This is a genomic window from Ensifer sp. GW823-FHT05D09 (assembly GCF_058795755.1).
Genome location: NZ_JBXAIA010000011.1, coordinates 175,660 through 194,812, shown reverse-complemented (window position 1 = coordinate 194,812; position 19,153 = coordinate 175,660). Strand labels below are relative to the sequence as shown.

The window sequence follows — 19,153 nt, the reverse complement described above, 5'->3', positions numbered from 1 at the left end:
GGCTGGAAGCGGCCCGTTCGTAACGGATTGGTCAGGGCCGCGGACCGAAGATCCGCGGCCCGATGAACTTACTTGTACTCTTCGAGTTCACCAGCCGCCTTCTTCAGGGCGTCGGCCGGCTCTGCCTGACCGGTCACGACCGACTGGACCATGGCGATGACGACGTTCTGGAAGCCCTTGTAGTCGGTGAAGAGCGGCTCCGGACCACCAAAGGCGATACCGTCAATGAACGGCTTCCAATAGGGATCCTTCTTGACGAACTCGTCGACCATCGGCGACGGCCGCAACGGCGTCAGGCCGGCAGCGCCCTGAAGTTCATACTCGCCTTGCGGACCGGGCGAGGTGATGAACTTGGCAAATTCGATCGCCTTCTCTTCGACGCCGGACCCCTTGAACACCGCCAGGCTGTCGGTAATCAGCAGCGTGCCCTCGCCCTTGGCCGAGGGGCCGAGCGGCAGCGGCGCGACGCCCCAGTTGACCTTGGTATCCTTCAGGCGCACGGCGGCACCTGAGCCCGACTGGAGCATGCCAACCTTGCCGTCGAGGAAGATGGCCCGCATCTCGTTCTGTTCGTAGGCGGTCGCACCTTCGACGGAATAGGGCGTGATGTCCTTGTAGGCCTGGAGCGCCGCCAGAACTTCCGGGCTGTCGATGACGATCTTGTCGCCGTCGATCACCTTGCCGTTGTTGGTGTATACCCAGTGCATGAACTGGTGCATCGTGTTGTCGAAGGTCTTGGCCGGAAGACCATAGCCGGCGACACCAGTCTTTTCCTTGATCGTCTTGGCAAACTCGATCTCTTCAGCCCAGGTCTTCGGCGGCTTCTCGGGATCAAGGCCAGCCTGCTTGAACAGGTCCTTGTTCCAGTAAAGCGCCTTGGTGGAGAAGGCGACGGGAACGCCCCACTGGTTGCCGTCGAAGGTCACCGTGTCGACGATGTTGGGGTAGTACGTCTTCTTCTCCTCGTCCGTCATCGGCACGGGCACGATCAGATCGTTCTGAGCGAACTCCTTCAGCGTGCGCGAGCCGACATAGGCCATGGCGACCGGCGTGCCGGCGGCGGCGAGCGTCGTCGCCTTGTCCTGGCACTGAGCCCAGCCGACGACTTCCGGCGTGACCTTCCAGCCTGGGTTCTTTTCTTCCCACTGCTTGATGTACTTGGCATGCACCGCATCCATGGTGTCGCCGCAGTAGATCCAGCTGATCTCCTGGTCGGCAGCCTGGGCAGCAACGCCGCCGAGCGCGGTCGAGCCGAGCAGGGCGAGCGCGAATACCCCTGTCTTGAATTGAATTGACACTTTTTATGCTCCCGTTCTCTGGTGGTTGGTTGGTCTTATTGTTTCACCGCGCCCGCGGTCAGCCCGCTGACGAGATACCGTTGTAGGAGGAAGATCACGACGACCGCCGGCGCGATGCCGACGAAGCTTGCCGCCATGAGTTCGTTCCAGATGACTTCCTGGCGTCCGAAATAGGCAAACAACCCGACCGGCAGCGGCATGAACTCGGTCTTGGAGTTGAAGGTCAGCGCGTAGATGAACTGCTGGGCATAGGCGCCGATGAAGGTGGTGATGGCGACGACCGTGATGCCCGGCATGGCGATCGGCAGGATCACGCGACGCAGGGTATAGAAATGGCTCGCGCCATCGACGAAGGCGGCCTCGTCCAGTTCGCGCGGGATGCGCATCATGTAGGTGCGCAAAAGCCAGATCGCCGACGGGATCAGGAAGGCAACGCCCGGCATGATCATCGCGAGATAGGTGTTGAGCACGCCAAAGCTACGCATCAGCCGGAAGAGCGGGATGAGAAGAACCGCACCCGAGAACATGTTTACGGCCAGAAACGCCCCGAGCAGCAGCCCGCTGCCGCGGAATTTGAAGCGGGCAAAAGCGTAAGCCGCCGGGATGACCAGGATCAGCACGATCGCGGTCACGATGGTGGATATGAAGAAGGAGTTGAAGATGTAGCGCGCAAAGCCTGGCACGCTCTCCCACATGGTGAAGTAGGCCGCAAAAGAAGCGTTCTCGGGCCAGAACTTGTAGGGCGATGAAAAAAGCAGGCTCAGCGGCTTCAAGGATACGATAAAGCCTTCGACGAACGGCGCCAGAATGAAGGCGAGGAACACGAAGATACCGACATAGATGGCGACGAGTTCGTACCAGCGATAGCGGTTGATCAGGGCAGGCTGGCTCATTTCTGTTCCCCCGCGGACAGACGGCTGGTGACGCGGAAATAGGCAAAGCAGAAGATCGACAGGAAGATGCAGATCAGCACGGCACGCGCCGCGCCCTCCCCGTATTTCTTCGAGCCGATCGCGGTGCGATAGGTATCGATGATCATCGTGGTGGTCTCGCCGTTGGGGCCGCCCTGCGTGAGGATCCAGATGATGTCGAAGGAATTGAAGGTCGCAATCAACGACAACATCGACATGGTGATCAGCGACGGAACAAGGAGCGGCAGCGTGATCCTGCGGAAACGGTAGAACCGCCCTGCCCCGTCCGTCCACGCGGCCTCATAGAGGTCCTGCGGGATCGCCTGCATCGCTGCCAGCATGTAGAGCGTGACGAGCGGCACGCCGATCCAGACGTCGGTGACGATCGTCGCCCAGAAGGCGGTCGAACCGCGGGCCAGGAAAGCGATCGGTCCGTCGATGATCCCCCAGTTCTGCAACACGCCGGAAATCATGCCGAACTGGCCATTGTACATCCAGCCCCACATGAAGATGCCGATGGCCATCGGCACGATCCACGGCGGCATGGTGAGGAGGCGGAAAAGCGCGCGCCCGGGCACGGCAGCGTTCAGCATCGTCGCACCGAAGACCCCGATGATCATCTTGATCGAGACCGAAAAGAAGGTCCACACGAAGGTGCGGAAGATGACCTCGGCGAAGGTTTCGTTGAAGATCTTGTCGTAATTGACCCAACCGACCCAGTTCGTCGTCTTCTTAAGCGAGGCGTCCGTGAACGACAGGATGAAGGTATCGACGAGAGGATAGGCGACGATGACCGTGACGTAGAGCACGGCGGGCAAAAGCAGGATCCAGGCGAAGATGATCGTGCTGCGTTGAACACTCATCCCGCTTCTCCTCTCACGCCGCCCGTGAATGCAGGGCTTCGTCGAAGCGGTCCCAGATGGGCCTGAGATCGATGACGCTGCGCTTGCGGCGGGCCTCGTCCATCGACAGGGCCAGGATGCCGGCTTCAAGCGCATCGATCGTCGAAACAGGCAAGGGCCGGCCATCACGCACGTGGCCGATGATATCGGTCGCCATCTGCTCGTCCGCACCGTAGTGCTGCGACAATTCGGTGGCGGCGTATCTGTTCTCGACGACCTTCTTGCCGGTCAGCATCTCGTGCACGTCGAAATAGCCGCGGATGAAATCGCCCTCGGCCATGCCGCGCGACCCCATGATGCAGAAGCGGCGGAACTGATCCGGCACATTGAGGTTGGTGTGGAAGTTCATGCCGACGCCATTGGCGTACTCGACGATCGCGACCTGGTAGTCGATGATGTCGCCGTCGCTATCGAACACCTTGTCCGATCCCATCCAGCCGCTTGGCTTGCGATGGAAAAGCTCAAGGTCGTTGATGCCCTCGCGCGCTGGGTCGTTGGCCGGAATGAAGCTCTTGCGGCCGCCGAAGCTCGCCACCCGCTCCGGACGAGCGCCGATGACGCCGTTGTAAAGGTCGAGGTCGTGGCAGCATTTCTCCAGCATGAAGCTGCCGGAATAGCGCTCGTAGCGGCGCCAGTCGCGCATGAAGAAGGCGCCATGATAGGGCTCGATATGTTCGGATGCCTCGATCGAAACGACCTGGCCAAGCTTCCCTTCCGCAAGCGCTGCGCGAAGGTCCCGGTACATCGGCGCGTAGCGCAGCACCAGGCCGACCATCAGGCGCTCGTGGCCGAATTTCGCCATCAGCTGCGCAAGCTCCAGGCTTTCCTGAACGGTCGTCACAATCGGCTTTTCGCTGAAGACCTTGAGGCCGGCCTCAAGCCCGATCCGGATATGATCGAGATGCATGTGGTTCGGTGACCCGATCATCAAGAGGTCGAGCTTCTCGTTGGCGATCAGCTCTTCGGGCGTCGCATAGGCCTTGCCGGCGGAGATGCCTTTTTCGACCAGACCCGGAAGCCCGGCAGGCGCGGGATCGACGTAGCCGGCGATCTCGAAATTCTCATCCATGGCTTTGAAAACGTAGCCCAGATATCCCAGACGGAATCCGAGTCCGATTATCCCGACTTTCATGCTCGCACTGTTCCCTTGCCTTATGGCGTAATTTATTTTCGCAGACTGGGACAGTTTTTTGAGGTCGTCAACCCAAATCCGCGTATTTTGTAAAATTGTGAAATTCATTTTCATGGAACGCAGCAAATGCCGCTATGGCAGGCATTTCCCGGACAACCAAAGAGGGTGTGACCTCCGCAACTCTCCGACAGGAGGAAAGCGGTCCAGACCACTATACGTTGCGTGGGTGATTTCTGGTCGGTTCAGGCTTCTGCGAGCAAGCGATCGCGCCAAGTGCAGCAGCCGTGGCAATGGCCCGGCCAGACAATGGTAGCCTTATCTTGGGATGATCACCGACCGTTCCCTTCCGTGCGATCTGCGCATTTGGCGCAATCAGGAGCGCAACGGCCAGCGCGCTACGAGTGGCAAAGATTTCCTTCTGACGCCCTGATAAAGCACGCGCCATTCCAGCACGCGTCCTGTGTTCTGACGCAGCGCGCAGCCGATGACCCCAATGGCATGGCAGGCGGTGGGCGGCGCTGCCCTAACGTCCCATTCGAGACCCGAGACTTCGTTCGGCTGCCTGCAGGGCATCGTGGATCAGGACGGCAAGCACCGCAACGATGAGCCCCCCCTGGACGACGAAGGCAAGGTTGTTGGACTGCAGACCGGCGATGATCACTTCGCCGAGCGTCCTTGCCGCAACCGTCGAGCCGATGGTCGCAGTCGCCAGGCTGATGACCACGGAAAGCCGGATGCCGGCGAGGATCACCGGCATCGCCAAGGGCAGTTCGATCTTCATCAACCGTTGACGCCCGGTCATGCCGGTGCCCCGCGCCGCCTCCATGATCGATGGCGGCAGGGTCGTCAGCCCCGTCAGTGCGTTCTCGAAGATTGGCAGCAGACCGTAAAGGAAGAGCGCAATCAGCGTCGGCTTTTCACCAAAACCGAAGATCGGCACGGCGAGTGCCAGGACGGCGACTGGTGGAAAGGTCTGCCCGATATTCACCAGGCTGCGCGAAAGCGGCAGGAACTCTGCCCCCGAACGACGCGTCACCAGGATCGCCAGTGCCAGCGCGACGACGGTCGCGCAGGCCGTTGCGATCGCCACCGTGCGCAGATGCAGCAGCGTCAGTTGCAACAGGCTGCCCTGGTTGTAGATCGCCGGCGCATTCTCCTGAACCAGCGGCCGCAACAGCGGTTCGAACCATTGAGGCTGGATGAGAAAGGCGACGAGGACAGCAAATGCAAACAGCCGAAACAGAGTTGGAAGGCGCAGCATCACGTGGGCCCCGCGGCACGCTGAACCAGGCCATCAAGGCTGACCTTGCCGATCAGGGCACCATCGGGGCCAATGACGGGAAGTGCCTTGCGACCGGTCCAAAGAAGCGTCGACAAGGCCTCGCGCTGGGTGGCCGCGCTCGCAATCGCCTCGCCTTCTGCCGCACCCGGCTCGACGGCATCGGCGACGGTTTCGATCGCCAGCAGCCGGAACGGTCGCTCGCCGGCGCCGATCAGGCTTTCGACGAAGGCTGTCGCCGGTTTGACGAGCATCTCGGCGGGCGTTGCGTATTGCACCACTTTGCCCTTGTCCATGACGGCGATCCGGTCAGCCAGGTGGAAGGCTTCCTCCATGTCATGCGTAACGAGGACGATCGTCGTTTCGAAGTGCTTCTGGATTGCTAGCAGGTCGTCCTGCGCCTTGGCCCGAATGATCGGATCGAGCGCACCGAAGGGCTCGTCCATCAACAGCACCTTTGGCTCTGCCGCCAGCGCGCGGGCGACACCGACACGCTGCTGCTGGCCGCCGGACAGTTCGTGCGGATAACGCGGGCCGAACGCCACCGGATCGAGTTGAAAGAGTGTCAGCAGTTCGGTGACCTTGGCCTCGATGCGGGCGCGATCCCAACCGAGCAATGTCGGCACGGTGGCGATGTTTTGCGCAACGGTACGGTGCGGAAACAGCCCATGCCCCTGGATCGCATAACCGATCCGGCGGCGCAGTTCGTAGTCCGGAAGCGAACGGTTATCCTCGCCGTCGAGCTTGATCGTGCCTGATGTCGGCTCGACGAGACGATTGATCATCCTGAGCAAGGTCGTCTTGCCGGAGCCGGAAGTCCCGACGATGACAGTGACCGTGCGTGGCGCGATCGCGAGGCTGACGTCCCTGACAACAGCGGTCTCGCCATAGCGCTTGGTAATACCTTCGATCTCGATCATGCGCTTTGCACCCGGTTGCGGTTTGGTGTGGCCGTCTCGATCAGGGCATCGAGGACGATAGCGGCAGTGAATGCCAAAAGGACGGTCGGAACTGCCCCGAGCAGGACCAGGTCCATTGCCGTCTGCCCGACGCCTTGAAAGACGAAGACGCCGAAGCCGCCACCGCCAATCAATGCCGCGATCGTCGCAAGCCCGATGTTTTGAACGAGAACGATGCGAATGCCGGTGAGAATGACCGGGAAAGCCAAGGGAAATTCGATACCGACAAGGCGCTGGAAGTCCGTCATGCCGATGCCGCGCGCAGCGTCATTGGCTTCCCTCGGCACGCCGGCAAGCCCGACCACGGTGTTGGCGACGACAGGCAGCAGCGAATAGAGGAAAAGCGCGACGAAGGCCGGCGCCGTGCCGATGCCGCGGATGCCGATGGCGGCGGCACCCGGCACATGCACCGCGATCCAGCCAAGCGGTGCAATCAGAATGCCAAAAAGCGCGATCGACGGGATCGTCTGTATCGCATTCAGGACGCCGAGCAAGCCGTCGCGAAGGCGCGCGACACGATGGCAGAGAATGCCGAGCGGAATGCCGACGATGGTCGCGGCGGCAAGCGAACCCAAAGCGAGCGTCACATGCTTGCCGGCCTCGGCCCAGAAAGTGTCTGCGCGGCTGGCATATTCCTTGAGAAGGGACAAACCATCCCACGTTCCGGACGTCAGAACTGCGGCAATGAAGCCGAGGACCGCGGAAAGAAAGAGCACACGCACCAACGGCGACGGCCGCAGCCGGGTCAATGCGTCGGCGGCCAGCAAACCGAGCGCGAACAACAGGATCCAGAACCCGGAGGCCGGCGAAACGCGAGCGTAGGCGTTTTCAGGTGGCGTCAGATGGCCCGCGGCAGCACCGATGCCGAGCGCCAACGCGGCGATCGCAGCAAATGCGGTGCCGAGGCGCAGCCGGCTAGGCGTTTTCAGAACCGCGACAACCACGGTCGCGGTGACAAGGAGGAGAACAACGACTGTCCATGCCGACGGCAGGGCTTCGCCTATCGATCTCGCCTCGCCGGCGACAATGCGATTGGCGCGAAAGGTCGCGAAAGGCGCCAGCAACGCGCCGTAGGCGGCAAGTGCGGCAATGATCACGCCAAGCTTGTCCATGCGGAACTGCATCAGATCCCTTTTTCTCATCCGGCTACCGCTTGACGGACCTTCGTTGTTCCACGCCCATAAAAGAAAACGCTGGTCGGATGCGTGCATCCGACCAGCGTCACGCTTTTGCGTCAACCTATTTCAGGAAGCCGTTCTTCTTCAGGAAGTCCTCGGCGACCGCCTTTGCCGGCTCGCCGCCGACCTGGACGCGACCATTCAGTTCCTGCAGCGTTACCAGGTCGAGTTTCTCGAAGACCGGCTTCAACAGCGTCTCGATCTGAGGGTTCTCCTTCAACACCGCCTCGCGGATGATCGGAGCCGGCTGGTAGACCGGCTGAACCGACTTGTCGTCTTCAAGCACCACGAGGCCGGATGGGGCGATACCACCATCGGTTCCGTAGACCATGGCGGCATTGGCACCGTTCGTCTGGTTGGCCGCCGCAGCGATCGTCGCGGCGGTATCACCACCTGAAAGGGTGATGAGCTGTTCCGGCTTCAGCGTGAAGGCGTAGGTCGTCTGGAATGCGGGAAGAGCCGCCGCCGAGTTGACGAATTCGGACGACGCGGCAAGTACGACACTTCCGCCGCCGGCAACATACTTGCCGAAATCGGAGAGCGTCTTCAGCTTGTTGGCCTCAGCCACATCCTTGCGCAGGCCGATCGCCCAGGTGTTGTTTGCGGGAGACGGCGTCAGCCAGACGATCTTGTTGGCGTCGTAGTCGAGCTTCTTGGCGTTCTCGTAAGCCTTCGCGGCATCCTTCCAGGCCGGGTCGTCCGCCTTTTCGAAGAAGAACGCGGCATTACCGGTATATTCCGGGTAGATGTCGATCTCACCGGCGGTAATCGCCTTGCGCACCACCGGCGTGGCGCCGAGCTGCACCCGGTCTACCGTCTTGATATTGTTGGCATTCAATACGGCAAGAATGATGTTTCCGAGCACGCCGCCTTCCGTGTCGATCTTGGACGACACGACGACGTCGGCGTTGGCGGCAGCAGCGGTCAGCGTGAAGGCAAAGGCTGTTCCGATAAGCAGTCTGGTCAGGCGCATGGAGTTCTCCCTCGAAATTCGGTTCCGCAGTTTGATCACGGAATATTCCCGTCGTCCGGGCAAGCCATTCCATATATGTCAGCCTTCGACAAAAAATAGAGCTGCGGGCAGACGGCGCGATGGGTGAAAAATCCCGTCGTCCAGTATCACCATCGAAACTATAGACTACACCCCAAGCCGGCAGGCGATTGGGCGTTGCAATCGGCCGCGTTGTCGGTCACTCTGATTGCGGCCCGCCATAAAGTCCGCTTTCACTCTTGGTTGCGATGCCGCTCGACCCGAACCGCCTGGGGGCTGGCGGCGTGGGCTCGCCCGGCGAACGTTCGGGGAATCAATGTCGATCTACTTTCTCGCGCTTCTTATCGGCGTGGTGGCCGGCCTTCGCGCCATGACCGCGCCTGCCGCCGTCAGCATTGCGGCTGCGGCCGGATGGCTGCCACTTTCCGGCACCTGGGCTGCCTTCATGGGCTTCCGTTTCACGCCCTATATCTTCGGGCTTCTCGCGTTGGTCGAGTTCGTCACCGACCAACTTCCAAGCACACCTAGCCGAAAGGTGCCGCAGCAATTCGGCGCCCGTATCGTCAGCGGCGGTTTCTGCGGTGCGGTTCTCGGCACGGCCGGTGGCTCGCTGATCGGCGGCCTGATTGCAGGCATCATCGGCGCCGTGATCGGCACGCTTGGCGGCTATGAGGCACGCAAGCGGCTGGTTGCCGCAACAGGAGGCAGGGACCTGCCGATCGCACTGCTCGAAGACGTCGTTGCCGTGCTGCTCGCACTCTGGGTGGTGTCCTCGGTGCTATGACGAAACACTTCGATGCCATCATCATCGGCGCTGGCCAGGCGGGGCCGTCATTGGCCGGCCGCCTCGCCGCTGCCGGAAAGTCCGTTGCGCTGATTGAGCGCAAACTTTTCGGCGGCACCTGCGTCAACACAGGCTGCATGCCGACCAAGGCGATGGTCGCCAGCGCCTATGCCGTGCACATGGCCCGCCGTGGCGCGGATTTCGGCGTGATGACCGGTCCTGTTTCCGTGGACTTCAAACGCGTCATGGCACGCAAGGACAAGGTGAGAACCGACGCCCGATCGGGCGTCGAAAACTGGCTCAAGGGAATGGAGAACTGCATTATCTTCAAAGGGCACGCCCGCTTCGAGGATCCGCACACCATTCGGGTTGGCGAGGACATTCTCACCGCCGATCAGATCTTTCTCAACACCGGAGGCCGGGCGGCCACGCCAGATTTTCCCGGTGTCGACGACGTGCCCTTTCTCACCAATGTGTCGATGATGGATCTGGACGTTCTTCCGCGCCACCTGATCATTGTTGGCGGCAGTTATATCGGCCTTGAGTTTGCACAGATGTTCCGGCGTTTCGGCTCCGAGGTGACGGTGATCGAAAAAGGACCGAGGCTGATTGCGCGCGAAGACCCTGACGTTTCCGACGCCGTGCTTGCAATTTTGGAAAAGGAGGGCATCCGGTTCCGGCTCAATGCCGAATGCATCCGCTTTGCGAGACAGGGTGACGATGTCGCCGCCGGCGTCGATTGCACCTCGGGCGCGCCGGAGATCACCGGCTCACATCTGCTGCTCGCAACGGGACGGCGGCCGAACACCGACGATCTTGGCCTCGACAAGGCGGGCGTGAACACCGACGCGCGCGGCTATGTCGAGGTGGATGACATATTGCGCACCAATGTGTCGCACATCTTCGCCATGGGCGACTGCAACGGCCGCGGCGCCTTCACCCACACCGCCTATAACGACTTCGAGATCGTCGCGGCGAACCTGCTCGATGGCGAGCCACGGCGGGTGAGCGACCGCATCTCCACCTATGCGCTCTATATCGATCCACCGCTCGGGCGCGCCGGAATGAGCGAGACCGAGGCGCGCAAGACTGGCCGCAAGATTGCCGTCGGCAGGCGACCAATGACCCGTGTCGGTCGTGCGGTCGAAAAAGGCGAGACCGAAGGGTTCATGAAGGTGGTCGTCGACGCCGACAGCAAGGAGATCCTCGGCGCATCGATCCTGGGCACCGGCGGCGATGAGGCGGTTCAGAGCATTCTCGACGTGATGTACGCCAGAAAGCCCTACACCACGATCACCCACGCGGTGCACATTCATCCGACCGTTTCGGAACTGATCCCGACAGTCTTCGGCGATGTCGCGCCGGCAAGCTGACGGTCGGCGAACCGACCGTCAGGCGCTCTTTCAAACCAGTGCAGAGCGCGCCAGATGGTAGAAATACATCGCGCCGCGCTCGAGGATGTCGTCGTTGAAGTCGTAGCGCGTGGTGTGGAGCCCGCTCGAATCGCCGTTGCCGATCAGCACGTAAGCGCCCGGCACCTCTTCCAGCAGGAAGGAAAAATCTTCACTGCCCATCAGCGGCTCGGCGAGTTCGACGAAAGCGCCCTCGCCGAACTTTTCATTGATCACCGCGCGCGCATGGTCGACCGCATCGGCGTTGTTGATGGTCGCGGGGTAGCCGACCTGCCAGCCGAATGTGACCTCGGCGTTGAAGCTCTGTGCCTGGAAACGGGCGATCTGCTCGACGCGCTCCTGCAACTGCTTGCGCACGACCGGATCGGTGGCGCGCATGCTGATCTCAAGCACGGCCGTATCGGGAATGATGTTCGAGGCCGAGCCCGACTGGAACGAGCCGACCGTGACGACTGAGGGCTGATGCGGCGAGACATTGCGCGACACCAGTGTCTGCAGCGCCATGACGATGCTCGAGCCGACGACGACAGGATCGACCGTCAGCTCCGGCTGCGCCCCATGGCCACCCTTGCCTCTGATCGTCAGCGTCAGCACGTCGATCGAGGCCGCCATCGCGCCCGCACGCGTCGAGAAGGTGCCGGCCGGCAGGCCCGGCCAGTTGTGAAGCGCAAAGACGCGCTCGCAGGGAAAGCGCTCGAACAGACCGTCCTCGATCATCAGCTTCCCTCCGCCGAAATTTTCCTCGGCGGGCTGGAAGATCAGGTGCACCGTTCCGTTGAAGCTTGCGTCCTGCGACAGCGCCCAGGCCGCACCGAGCAGCATGCTCGTGTGGCCGTCATGGCCGCAGGCGTGCATGGCGCCGGGATGTTTGCTCTCATAGGCAAGCCCGGTCTCCTCCTGCATCGGCAACGCGTCCATATCAGCGCGAAAGCCGATCGAACGGTTGCTGCTGCCGCGCTTCAGCGTCGCGACGATGCCGGTCGTTGCAAGGCCGCGTGTCACTTCGAAGCCCCAGGACTGCAGCAGGCCCGCGACGAATTCGGAGGTCTTGACCTCGGAGAGGCCGATTTCCGGCATCGCGTGCAGCGTGTGGCGGATATTGATGAGTTCGGGCAGGAACTCCGACAGGGTCGCGTCGCGCATGGGTCTCTCCTCAGGCCATCTGCAGGAACTGGCGCAGGCGCGCCGATTTCGGGTCACGCATGACCTGCGACGGGGCGCCGCGTTCCTCGACGAGCCCCTTGTGCAGGAAGATGACTTCGCTTGAGATGTCGCGCGCCAGCGACATTTCGTGCGTCACCATCACCATGGTGCGCCCCTCCTCCGCCAGCTTCTTGATGACGAGAAGCACCTCGTTCACCAGTTCCGGGTCGAGCGCCGAGGTCGGCTCGTCAAAAAGCATGACGTCGGGCTTCATCGCCAGGGCACGGGCAATTGCCGCGCGCTGCTGCTGGCCGCCCGAAAGCTGGTTGGGGTAATGATCGCGCTTCGGCGTGATGCCGACCTTCTCCATCAGGATCTCAGCTTCGCCAATGGCATCCTTGCGCGTCATGCCGAGCACATGCATCGGCCCTTCGATGATGTTTTCGAGGATCGTCTTGTGAGACCAGAGATTGAAGCTCTGGAACACCATGCCAAGGCGGGTGCGGATATGTTCGAGCTGGCGCTTGTCGGCGGCAACGAGCTTGCCGTCCTTGCCCTTCACCGTCCGGATCACTTCGCCCGAGACGGTGATTTCACCCTCGTCCGGCGTCTCAAGATAGTTGATGCAGCGCAGCAGTGTGCTTTTCCCCGAGCCGCTGCTGCCGATCAGCGAAATGACGTCTCCGGATTTTGCTTCGAACGAAACGCCCTTGAGCACCTCGACCGAGCCGAAGCTCTTGTGGATGTTGTTCACAGACAGTGCGGTTGCGACCATCGTCGTTCCTCCTGTGGCGCGGCTGCGCGCCTTGTCCTTATGCCTTGGCCGTGCGGTAGCGGGTCAGCCGCTTTTCGACGACGTTCATGATCCGCGTCAGGATGAAGACGACGGTGAAATAGATGATGCCGGCCGCAATCAGCGGTTCGAAGATCAACAGAGACTGGCGTTGCAGCATGCGGGCGGTGCCCATCACCTCGAGAATGGTGATCGTCGACGCCAGCGAGGTCGTCTTCAAGAGGATGATCAGATCGCCCGTCAGAACCGGCAGGCAAGAACGCAGTGCCTGCGGCAGCGTGATGCGCCGAAGGATCAGCGAGGAGCGCATGCCGATCGATTTTGCCGCCTCGATCTGTCCGCGCGGGATCGCCTTGATCGCGCCGCGGATGACTTCGGCATTGTAGGCCGCCTGATTGAGGCTGAGCGCGAAGATCGCATACCAAAGCCCGTCGCGCAGATAGGGCCACAGGAAGCTGTGGCGAACCCACGTTCCCGGCAGGACCTGTCCGAGGCCATAATAGACGAGATAGATCTGCACAAGCAGTGGCGTGCCGCGAAACGCGAAGGTGAAGACATAGGCCGGCATCGACAGGACGCGACGGGGCGAAAGCCGGGCAAGGGCCACAAGCGTGCCGATGACCAGACCGAAGATGCCGGCAACAGCCGTCAGAAGCAGCGTGAGCGGGGTCGCCTTGATGAGCGCCGGCAGGAAGCCGATAACGTTGGAGATCGTTTCCATCAATGGTGCCCCCGGTTCAGGCGGCGCTCGATCTGGGCGATCACCAAGGCCGAGACGAGCGTGATCAACAGGAACAGGACCGCCGTCAGCCCGTAGAAGAAGATGTATTGCTTGGTGCCTGCGGCAGCGCGATAGCCGGTGTAGAGCAACTCGCTGAACGAGCCGAGAACGCTGATGATGGCGCTTTCCTTGGTGATGGAAAGCCAGAGATTTCCCATGCCGGGAACTGCGTGGCGCATCATCTGCGGCAGCACGATGCGGGTGAAGACCTTGCGCGGCCGCATGCCGATCGAAACCGCGGCCTCGATCTGCCCCGGGGGGACTGCGAGGAAGGCAGACCGCAGCACTTCCGTCATGAAGGCGCCGGAGACGAAGGCAAGCGCGATGATGGCCGCCCAGAACGAGCTGAACTGGAACGTCTCGGCGACGAGGCCGAAATGCTTCAACAGACGTTCAGCGCCGCTTGCGACCGAGAAGTAAAGAAGCAGGATGACCAGGAGTTCAGGAAGCGAACGCACGACCGTGGTGTAGATATCGGCGAGCAGGCGGGGAATACGATGCTTCGAAAGCTTCCCGGCAGCGCCCAACAGGCCGAAGACGACCGCGACCGCATAGGCGACCACGGAGACCTGCAGCGTCATCACCAGGCCCCAGGCGAAATCGTCGCCCCAGCCCTCGCCGCCCCAGGCAAGCAATTGCCAGTAATACTCCATCCGTCGCTACCTGTTCCCGATTGGTGTCGTCAGCCAAGGGCTGCGATGATGCCCGGACGCTGCGGTCCGCTCGGCAATCGAGGGCGAAGGGGCTCGGCCCGACGCCCTCGAAAATGCACTTACTTCTGGCCGAAGATCCACTTGTCGACAAGCGTCTTGACCTGTCCGTCCTTTTCGAGGGCGGCAAGACCGGCATTGACCTTCTCGAGTGTCGCGGCATCGCCTTTGCGCACCGCATAAGCGACACCTTCGCCGAGAACGGCGTTCTTCGGAACCTCGACCTTGACTTCATAATCGGCGCCATCAGGCGACTTCAGGAACGTCTGGATGTAAAGGTCCGGGATCAGAACGTAGTCGACGCGGCCGGCAACGAGATCGGCGACGGAGTTGTCGGCGGTATCGTAGCTCTTGGCCTCAGCGCCAGGCAGGTACTTGGCGACATAGGCCGACTGCACGCTCGACGTCTGGACGCCGATGATCTTGCCTTCGACGCTGGCCGGATCAATGATCTGACCGGTACCGTCGGCAGCGTCGACCGTCTTGATCTCGCTGGTGTCGGACTTGGCGCCGACGAAGGACGTGCCTTCGGTGTAGTAAGGCGTCGAGAAATCGACGACCTTGCGGCGTTCATCGGTGATCGAGAAGGCGCCGATGATGAAGTCGACCTTGTTTTCCTTCAGCGATGGGATGAGGCCATCCCACGCCATCTGGTTGATGTCGCACTTCACAGCCATCTTTTCGCAGAGCGCGCGAGACAAGTCGGCCTCGAGGCCTTCCCATTCGCCGCCGGCATTGACCTGCGTGAAAGGCATGTAGGGCTCAGGCGTCATCCCCAGGCGCACGGTGTCCTGAGCGAAAGCAGCGCTTGCCGCCATCGAAAGGGCGATCCCTGCAAACAGGGCCGACTTGAACTTCTTCATGATGTTTCCTCCGCGAAATTATGTCTGGATCAGAGCGTGTTGCTGAACCAACGCAGCGACATGCAGGACAGGCCCGCGTCGATCTTGCCGATTTCAGTCGTCTTCATCGGCACGACCTTGTAGCCGAGCTTGTCGAGCATCTCGATCGTGCGCGGGAAGTCCGAGCCGACCATGACGACGTCGTTGACGCGCAGCGCATTGGCCGCCGGCTCTTCGCCTTCGGGAATGATCACCTGCTTGAAGCGATCGAACACGCCGGACTTGGCAAGACGGGCGGTCGACAGCACGGTCTCCTCGTCGAGCAGCGAGCAATCGGTCTTGAAATGCAACACGCCTTCCGGAGTGGCGACGATCTCGCTCTTGCGGCCGAGCTTGTCGAGGCAGGCCTGCAGCGCCTCGGCGCCGACCCTGTCGGTGCGGGCCGAAAGACCGATCATCACGCTTTCGCGGGTCGTCAGCACGTCGCCGCCGTCAGCAAGGCCGGTGCCCGGCAGATCGAGAACGGTCTCGAACATCGCACGAAGCGTCGGCTCGATCTCGATGGTTTCCTTGACGCGCGTGGCCGCACCCGGACGCAGCAGGATCGCGCCTTCGGTGAAGACCAGCGCCGGATCTTCGACAAAGATCGAATCCGGGAAGGCTTCGAGGGCCGGAAGAACGGTGACCTTGACGCCCGCATCCTTCATCGCAGCGATGTAGGTATCGTGCTCGGCCTTCACGCCTTCGTAGGTCGGATTGCCACGATCATCGGCGCGCAGACCGTTGACGACGGTGGTCGAGGGCGTGCGGACGATGATGTTGTTGAAATTGTAGACGGGGCGTGCTTGCGACATTTGTAGTACCTTTGGCTTGGATGAGGTGCTTCTATCGATCGGATGTGGCGGCGTAAAGCTTTTGCGTACCGGCTGGTTCTCTGCGCGACAAATGCACCCCGGCGAGCATGCAGCGCACGGAGCCGCCAGCAAGCTCGATGGTGGGCACGTCGAAGGCGAGCACGCGGGCCGAAGCCTCGATCGCCTTGATCTGGTCCGGCCGAAGCGAGGCAAGCGCCCGTGCCGACATCACGACGACGCGGCCATCGGCGCCATCGAGTTCGATCGCGTTACCGGCAAAGTTTTCGATCTGATCGATCGTGAGATCGATGACCTGCCGACCGGTCTCTTCCAGACGCGCACAAATTTCCTGTCGCCTTGCAGCGTCGGGGATCATGCTGGTGCCGATCAGCGCGAAATCCGTGCCGATGCACATCAATACATTGGTATGGTAGATCGAATTGCCATTGCGGTCGACCGCACCAAACACCATTGGCTCGAAATTGAAGTGGGTGCAAAAGCGCTCCAGCGCCACCTCGTTGGTGCGGTTCGAGCGTGCGGCATAGGCGACGCGACCGATATGGTCGAGCACCATCGCACCGGTGCCTTCGAGATAGACGCCGTCCTTTTCGAGGCCGGAATAGTCGATCACGTCCTGGACGCGATACTCGGTCTTGAGCATCTCGATGATGTCGGCGCGACGCTCGCTCTGGCGGCTTTCCGAATACATCGGATAGATCGCCACATGTCCGCCCGAATGGGTGGAGAACCAGTTGTTCGGAAACACCGAGTCCGGGCGCGTCACCGTCTCGTCTTCGAACAGGTGGACAGCGACGCCGGCCACCGACAGGCCGTCAGCCATGCGCGTCACCTCGTCGAAGGCAGCCGTTGCGATCGCCGAGGGCTTGCGCGCCTCGTCGGTCGACTGGAAAGCATTGTCCTTGGCCGTCATCGGGTTCGGGCCGAAATGGTGCGGACGGATCATGACGACGCCCTTCGGCGCCTGTACGGACAGTCTCTTCATGTTATGCAGCGCTCCGCTCGGCAGGTGCCGCCGGCTGCTGCCGGAACAGGCCGTAGAGGTCACGCGGGTGCTCCGGCTGCGTCGTCAGGTCGAGCTCGGTGTAGAAAGCGGTGCCCTGGATCTTGTCGCGCAAGAAGCGCAGCGCCGAAAAATCCTCGGTGGCAAAGCCGACGGAATCGAAGATGGTGATCTGTGCGCTCGAGCGACGGCCTTCGGCATCGCCGGTGATAACCTGCCAGAGTTCAGTGACCGGGAAATCCGGCGCCATCTGCTGGATTTCGCCTTCGATCCGCGTCTGCTCCGGATATTCGACGAAGACGTCGGCGCGACGCAGGATATCACCCTGCAGCTCGGTCTTGCCCGGGCAGTCACCGCCAACGGCGTTGATGTGCACGCCGGCGCCGACCATGTTGTCGGACAGGATCGTCGCGTTGCGCTTGTCGGCCGTCACAGTCGTGATGATGTCGGCGCCAGCAACGGCCTCTTCGGCGGTCTTGGCGACGACGATGTCGAAATCCATGTCGGCGAGGTTCTTCAGGAACTTGTCCGCTGCCTCGATGTCGATATCGAAAACCTGCAGGCGTTTGATACCGAGCAGCGCCCGGAATGCCAGAGCCTGGAATTCCGACTGCGCGCCAAGGCCGATGATCGCCATCGAGCGAGCATCAGGACGGGCAAGGTATTTTGCTGCCAGGGCCGAGGTTGCGGCGGTGCGCAGCCCGGTCATGATCGTCATCTCGGACACGAGACAGGGATAACCCGTGCTGACATCCGAAAGCACGCCGAACGCCGTTACCGTCTGCAGGCCGACATTGGGGTTCGTCGGGTGACCGTTCACGTATTTGAAGCCGTAATGCTCGCCGTCCGACGTCGGCATCAACTCGATGACCCCCGTCTTCGAGTGGCTCGCCAGCCGAGGCGTTTTTTCAAAAGCGTTCCATCTGCGGAAATCGTCTTCGATATATTCCGCAAGACCCAACAGGAACGTTTCAATGCCGATCGATTTGACCAGCTCGATTACGTTGCCGACACCGACATACTGAACCACGATTCCAACTCCATCGGGAAATTCGATAAAGCCAGCCTAGGCATGCAAGAAGCGAGTTGAAATTTGAAACTTGCGCAAATTTTTGCAAAAGATTGCGCAAATTGCACAACTCCCCTATAAGATTTTTATGCACATCTTCGACGACCTCGACCATCAGCTTATCTCGCTCCTGCGAGAAGACGGCCGTGCGCCATATTCCAAAGTCGCCTCGGTTCTCGGCATATCGCGGGCGACGGTCCAGACGCGCATCGACCGGCTGCTGGAGACCGGTGCGGTCCTGGGTTTCACGCTGCGCGTGCGGCAGGACTATGACCAGCGCGCAATCCGGGCAATCATGATGATCGAGGTCAGCGGGCGAACGACCACAAAGGTGATCAAATTCCTTCGCGGCCTGCCCGAACTCTACGCTCTCCACACCACCAATGGCGCCTGGGACATGGTGGCCGAAATCCGCGCCAACAGCCTTAGCGACTTCGACCGCATCCTGCGCGAGGTCCGCGACGTCGAAGGCGTGCTCAACAGTGAGACGAGCATTCTTCTCAGCACCATCTGAAAGGGCGCATTCCCGCGCCATCACCAATACAGGCATGACCGTGAGCCACATTCCCCAGATCGATTACGATACCGCTTCCGACGCTATCCGCGCCGCCCACGACGAGGAAGTCCAGGCCCGTGGCCGCATGACCAACATGAAGCGCACACTGTTGCATTCGCCGACGGCGCACCGGATCTACGCCGAGTGGTTCACGCTGCGGGAAGAATTGCGGCCGGCGCTCGACGATCGGGCGATCTGGCTGCTGTCGCACGCGATCTCCGAGGCGATGGAATCGCCGATCGCGATGGGCTTTTTCCGCCGCGCCTTTGCCAATTCCGGCGTGGACTTTCATTCGCTTGTGCCGACGGCAGACGAACAGCGGCTGATCGACTTCGGCCGGGCGATCGTCGCCGATTCCAATGCTGTGCCTGCAGAGATCTGGGATGGGTTGAAAGCGCGCTATGACAACGCGGCGCTGGTCAACCTCGTGGCGTTTGCCGGAATCATGGTCGCGACCGCGCTGTTCAACAACGTCGTCGAAGTCGAGTTCGACCAGGAATTGGCGCCGTTCATGGATTGAGCGGGCCGTGGCCCGAGA

General features: G+C 61.4%; 20 protein-coding genes. 4 read left to right on the top strand and 16 right to left on the bottom strand.

All coding sequences use genetic code 11. The features are described 5' to 3' along the window. Positions 1 to 68: 68 nt before the first annotated feature. The 8 genes from AC1Q80_RS26325 to osmF form a co-directional block, all read right to left on the bottom strand. Positions 69 to 1,298, bottom strand: a complete 1,230-nt coding sequence (locus AC1Q80_RS26325; RefSeq protein ID WP_173423004.1) for an ABC transporter substrate-binding protein — start codon at positions 1,296 to 1,298, stop codon at positions 69 to 71. Between the two features lie 35 nt (positions 1,299 to 1,333). Next, the gene (locus AC1Q80_RS26320; RefSeq protein WP_173423005.1) at positions 1,334 to 2,191 is read right to left on the bottom strand and encodes a carbohydrate ABC transporter permease; all 858 of its coding nucleotides are present in this window, start codon (positions 2,189 to 2,191) and stop codon (positions 1,334 to 1,336) included. After that, a complete protein-coding gene (locus AC1Q80_RS26315) occupies positions 2,188 to 3,072 on the bottom strand; it encodes a carbohydrate ABC transporter permease (RefSeq protein WP_209789977.1) in 885 nt (294 codons plus the stop codon). Before AC1Q80_RS26315 ends, AC1Q80_RS26320 begins: the two co-directional genes overlap by 4 nt. Positions 3,073 to 3,085: 13 nt before the next feature. Continuing rightward, positions 3,086 to 4,243, bottom strand: coding sequence for a Gfo/Idh/MocA family protein (locus AC1Q80_RS26310; RefSeq protein ID WP_173423007.1), 1,158 nt, complete (start codon positions 4,241 to 4,243; stop codon positions 3,086 to 3,088). A 523-nt stretch (positions 4,244 to 4,766) separates the two neighbouring features. Beyond that, positions 4,767 to 5,504, bottom strand: coding sequence for an ABC transporter permease (locus AC1Q80_RS26305; RefSeq protein ID WP_173423008.1), 738 nt, complete (start codon positions 5,502 to 5,504; stop codon positions 4,767 to 4,769). Further along, entirely contained in the window at positions 5,504 to 6,442 is a 939-nt protein-coding gene (locus AC1Q80_RS26300) for an ABC transporter ATP-binding protein (protein WP_492362327.1), read from the bottom strand. The genes AC1Q80_RS26305 and AC1Q80_RS26300 overlap by 1 nt, the downstream gene beginning before the upstream one ends. After that, the gene (locus AC1Q80_RS26295) at positions 6,439 to 7,605 is read right to left on the bottom strand and encodes an ABC transporter permease (RefSeq protein WP_492362326.1); all 1,167 of its coding nucleotides are present in this window, start codon (positions 7,603 to 7,605) and stop codon (positions 6,439 to 6,441) included. The genes AC1Q80_RS26300 and AC1Q80_RS26295 overlap by 4 nt, the downstream gene beginning before the upstream one ends. A gap of 115 nt (positions 7,606 to 7,720) precedes the next feature. Then, positions 7,721 to 8,632 (bottom strand): glycine betaine ABC transporter substrate-binding protein OsmF, encoded by a 912-nt coding sequence (gene osmF, locus AC1Q80_RS26290; protein WP_209789981.1) that lies wholly within the window; start codon positions 8,630 to 8,632, stop codon positions 7,721 to 7,723. 334 nt (positions 8,633 to 8,966) lie between these two features. Here osmF and AC1Q80_RS26285 point away from each other — a divergent pair, with 334 nt between their 5' ends. Further along, complete coding sequence (locus tag AC1Q80_RS26285) at positions 8,967 to 9,434, top strand: DUF4126 domain-containing protein (protein ID WP_492362325.1); 468 nt, start codon at positions 8,967 to 8,969, stop codon at positions 9,432 to 9,434. Continuing rightward, positions 9,431 to 10,807, top strand: a complete 1,377-nt coding sequence (locus AC1Q80_RS26280; protein WP_492362324.1) for an FAD-containing oxidoreductase — start codon at positions 9,431 to 9,433, stop codon at positions 10,805 to 10,807. The genes AC1Q80_RS26285 and AC1Q80_RS26280 overlap by 4 nt, the downstream gene beginning before the upstream one ends. Before the next feature lie 30 nt (positions 10,808 to 10,837). Here the strand turns inward: AC1Q80_RS26280 and AC1Q80_RS26275 are convergent, their stop codons facing one another. The 8 genes from AC1Q80_RS26275 to ocd all read right to left on the bottom strand — a co-directional run bounded on the left by AC1Q80_RS26275 (position 10,838) and on the right by ocd (position 18,023). Beyond that, a complete protein-coding gene (locus AC1Q80_RS26275) occupies positions 10,838 to 11,989 on the bottom strand; it encodes a M20 aminoacylase family protein (RefSeq protein WP_492362323.1) in 1,152 nt (383 codons plus the stop codon). 10 nt (positions 11,990 to 11,999) lie between these two features. Then, on the bottom strand, positions 12,000 to 12,764 hold the full coding sequence (locus AC1Q80_RS26270) for an ABC transporter ATP-binding protein (protein ID WP_173423015.1): 765 nt from the start codon (positions 12,762 to 12,764) through the stop codon (positions 12,000 to 12,002). 37 nt (positions 12,765 to 12,801) lie between these two features. Further along, complete coding sequence (locus AC1Q80_RS26265) at positions 12,802 to 13,503, bottom strand: ABC transporter permease (RefSeq protein ID WP_209789984.1); 702 nt, start codon at positions 13,501 to 13,503, stop codon at positions 12,802 to 12,804. Next, the gene (locus tag AC1Q80_RS26260) at positions 13,503 to 14,216 is read right to left on the bottom strand and encodes an ABC transporter permease (RefSeq protein WP_492362322.1); all 714 of its coding nucleotides are present in this window, start codon (positions 14,214 to 14,216) and stop codon (positions 13,503 to 13,505) included. Before AC1Q80_RS26260 ends, AC1Q80_RS26265 begins: the two co-directional genes overlap by 1 nt. A gap of 119 nt (positions 14,217 to 14,335) precedes the next feature. After that, positions 14,336 to 15,136, bottom strand: a complete 801-nt coding sequence (locus tag AC1Q80_RS26255) for a transporter substrate-binding domain-containing protein (RefSeq protein WP_173423017.1) — start codon at positions 15,134 to 15,136, stop codon at positions 14,336 to 14,338. A 29-nt stretch (positions 15,137 to 15,165) separates the two neighbouring features. Further along, positions 15,166 to 15,969: a dimethylarginine dimethylaminohydrolase family protein gene (locus tag AC1Q80_RS26250; protein ID WP_492362321.1), complete on the bottom strand. Its 804-nt coding sequence runs from the start codon at positions 15,967 to 15,969 to the stop codon at positions 15,166 to 15,168. A gap of 31 nt (positions 15,970 to 16,000) precedes the next feature. Continuing rightward, entirely contained in the window at positions 16,001 to 16,972 is a 972-nt protein-coding gene (gene ctlX / locus AC1Q80_RS26245) for a citrulline utilization hydrolase CtlX (RefSeq protein WP_492362320.1), read from the bottom strand. A gap of 1 nt (position 16,973) precedes the next feature. Continuing rightward, complete coding sequence (ocd, locus tag AC1Q80_RS26240; protein WP_209790272.1) at positions 16,974 to 18,023, bottom strand: ornithine cyclodeaminase; 1,050 nt, start codon at positions 18,021 to 18,023, stop codon at positions 16,974 to 16,976. Between the two features lie 124 nt (positions 18,024 to 18,147). On the opposite strand from ocd, the gene AC1Q80_RS26235 reads away from it, so the two are divergent. Together AC1Q80_RS26235 and AC1Q80_RS26230 are read left to right on the top strand one after the other, a co-directional pair. Next, positions 18,148 to 18,573: an Lrp/AsnC family transcriptional regulator gene (locus tag AC1Q80_RS26235; RefSeq protein WP_025428636.1), complete on the top strand. Its 426-nt coding sequence runs from the start codon at positions 18,148 to 18,150 to the stop codon at positions 18,571 to 18,573. 40 nt (positions 18,574 to 18,613) lie between these two features. Continuing rightward, complete coding sequence (locus tag AC1Q80_RS26230) at positions 18,614 to 19,135, top strand: hypothetical protein (RefSeq protein WP_173423021.1); 522 nt, start codon at positions 18,614 to 18,616, stop codon at positions 19,133 to 19,135. The last annotated feature ends 18 nt before the right edge of the window (positions 19,136 to 19,153 follow it).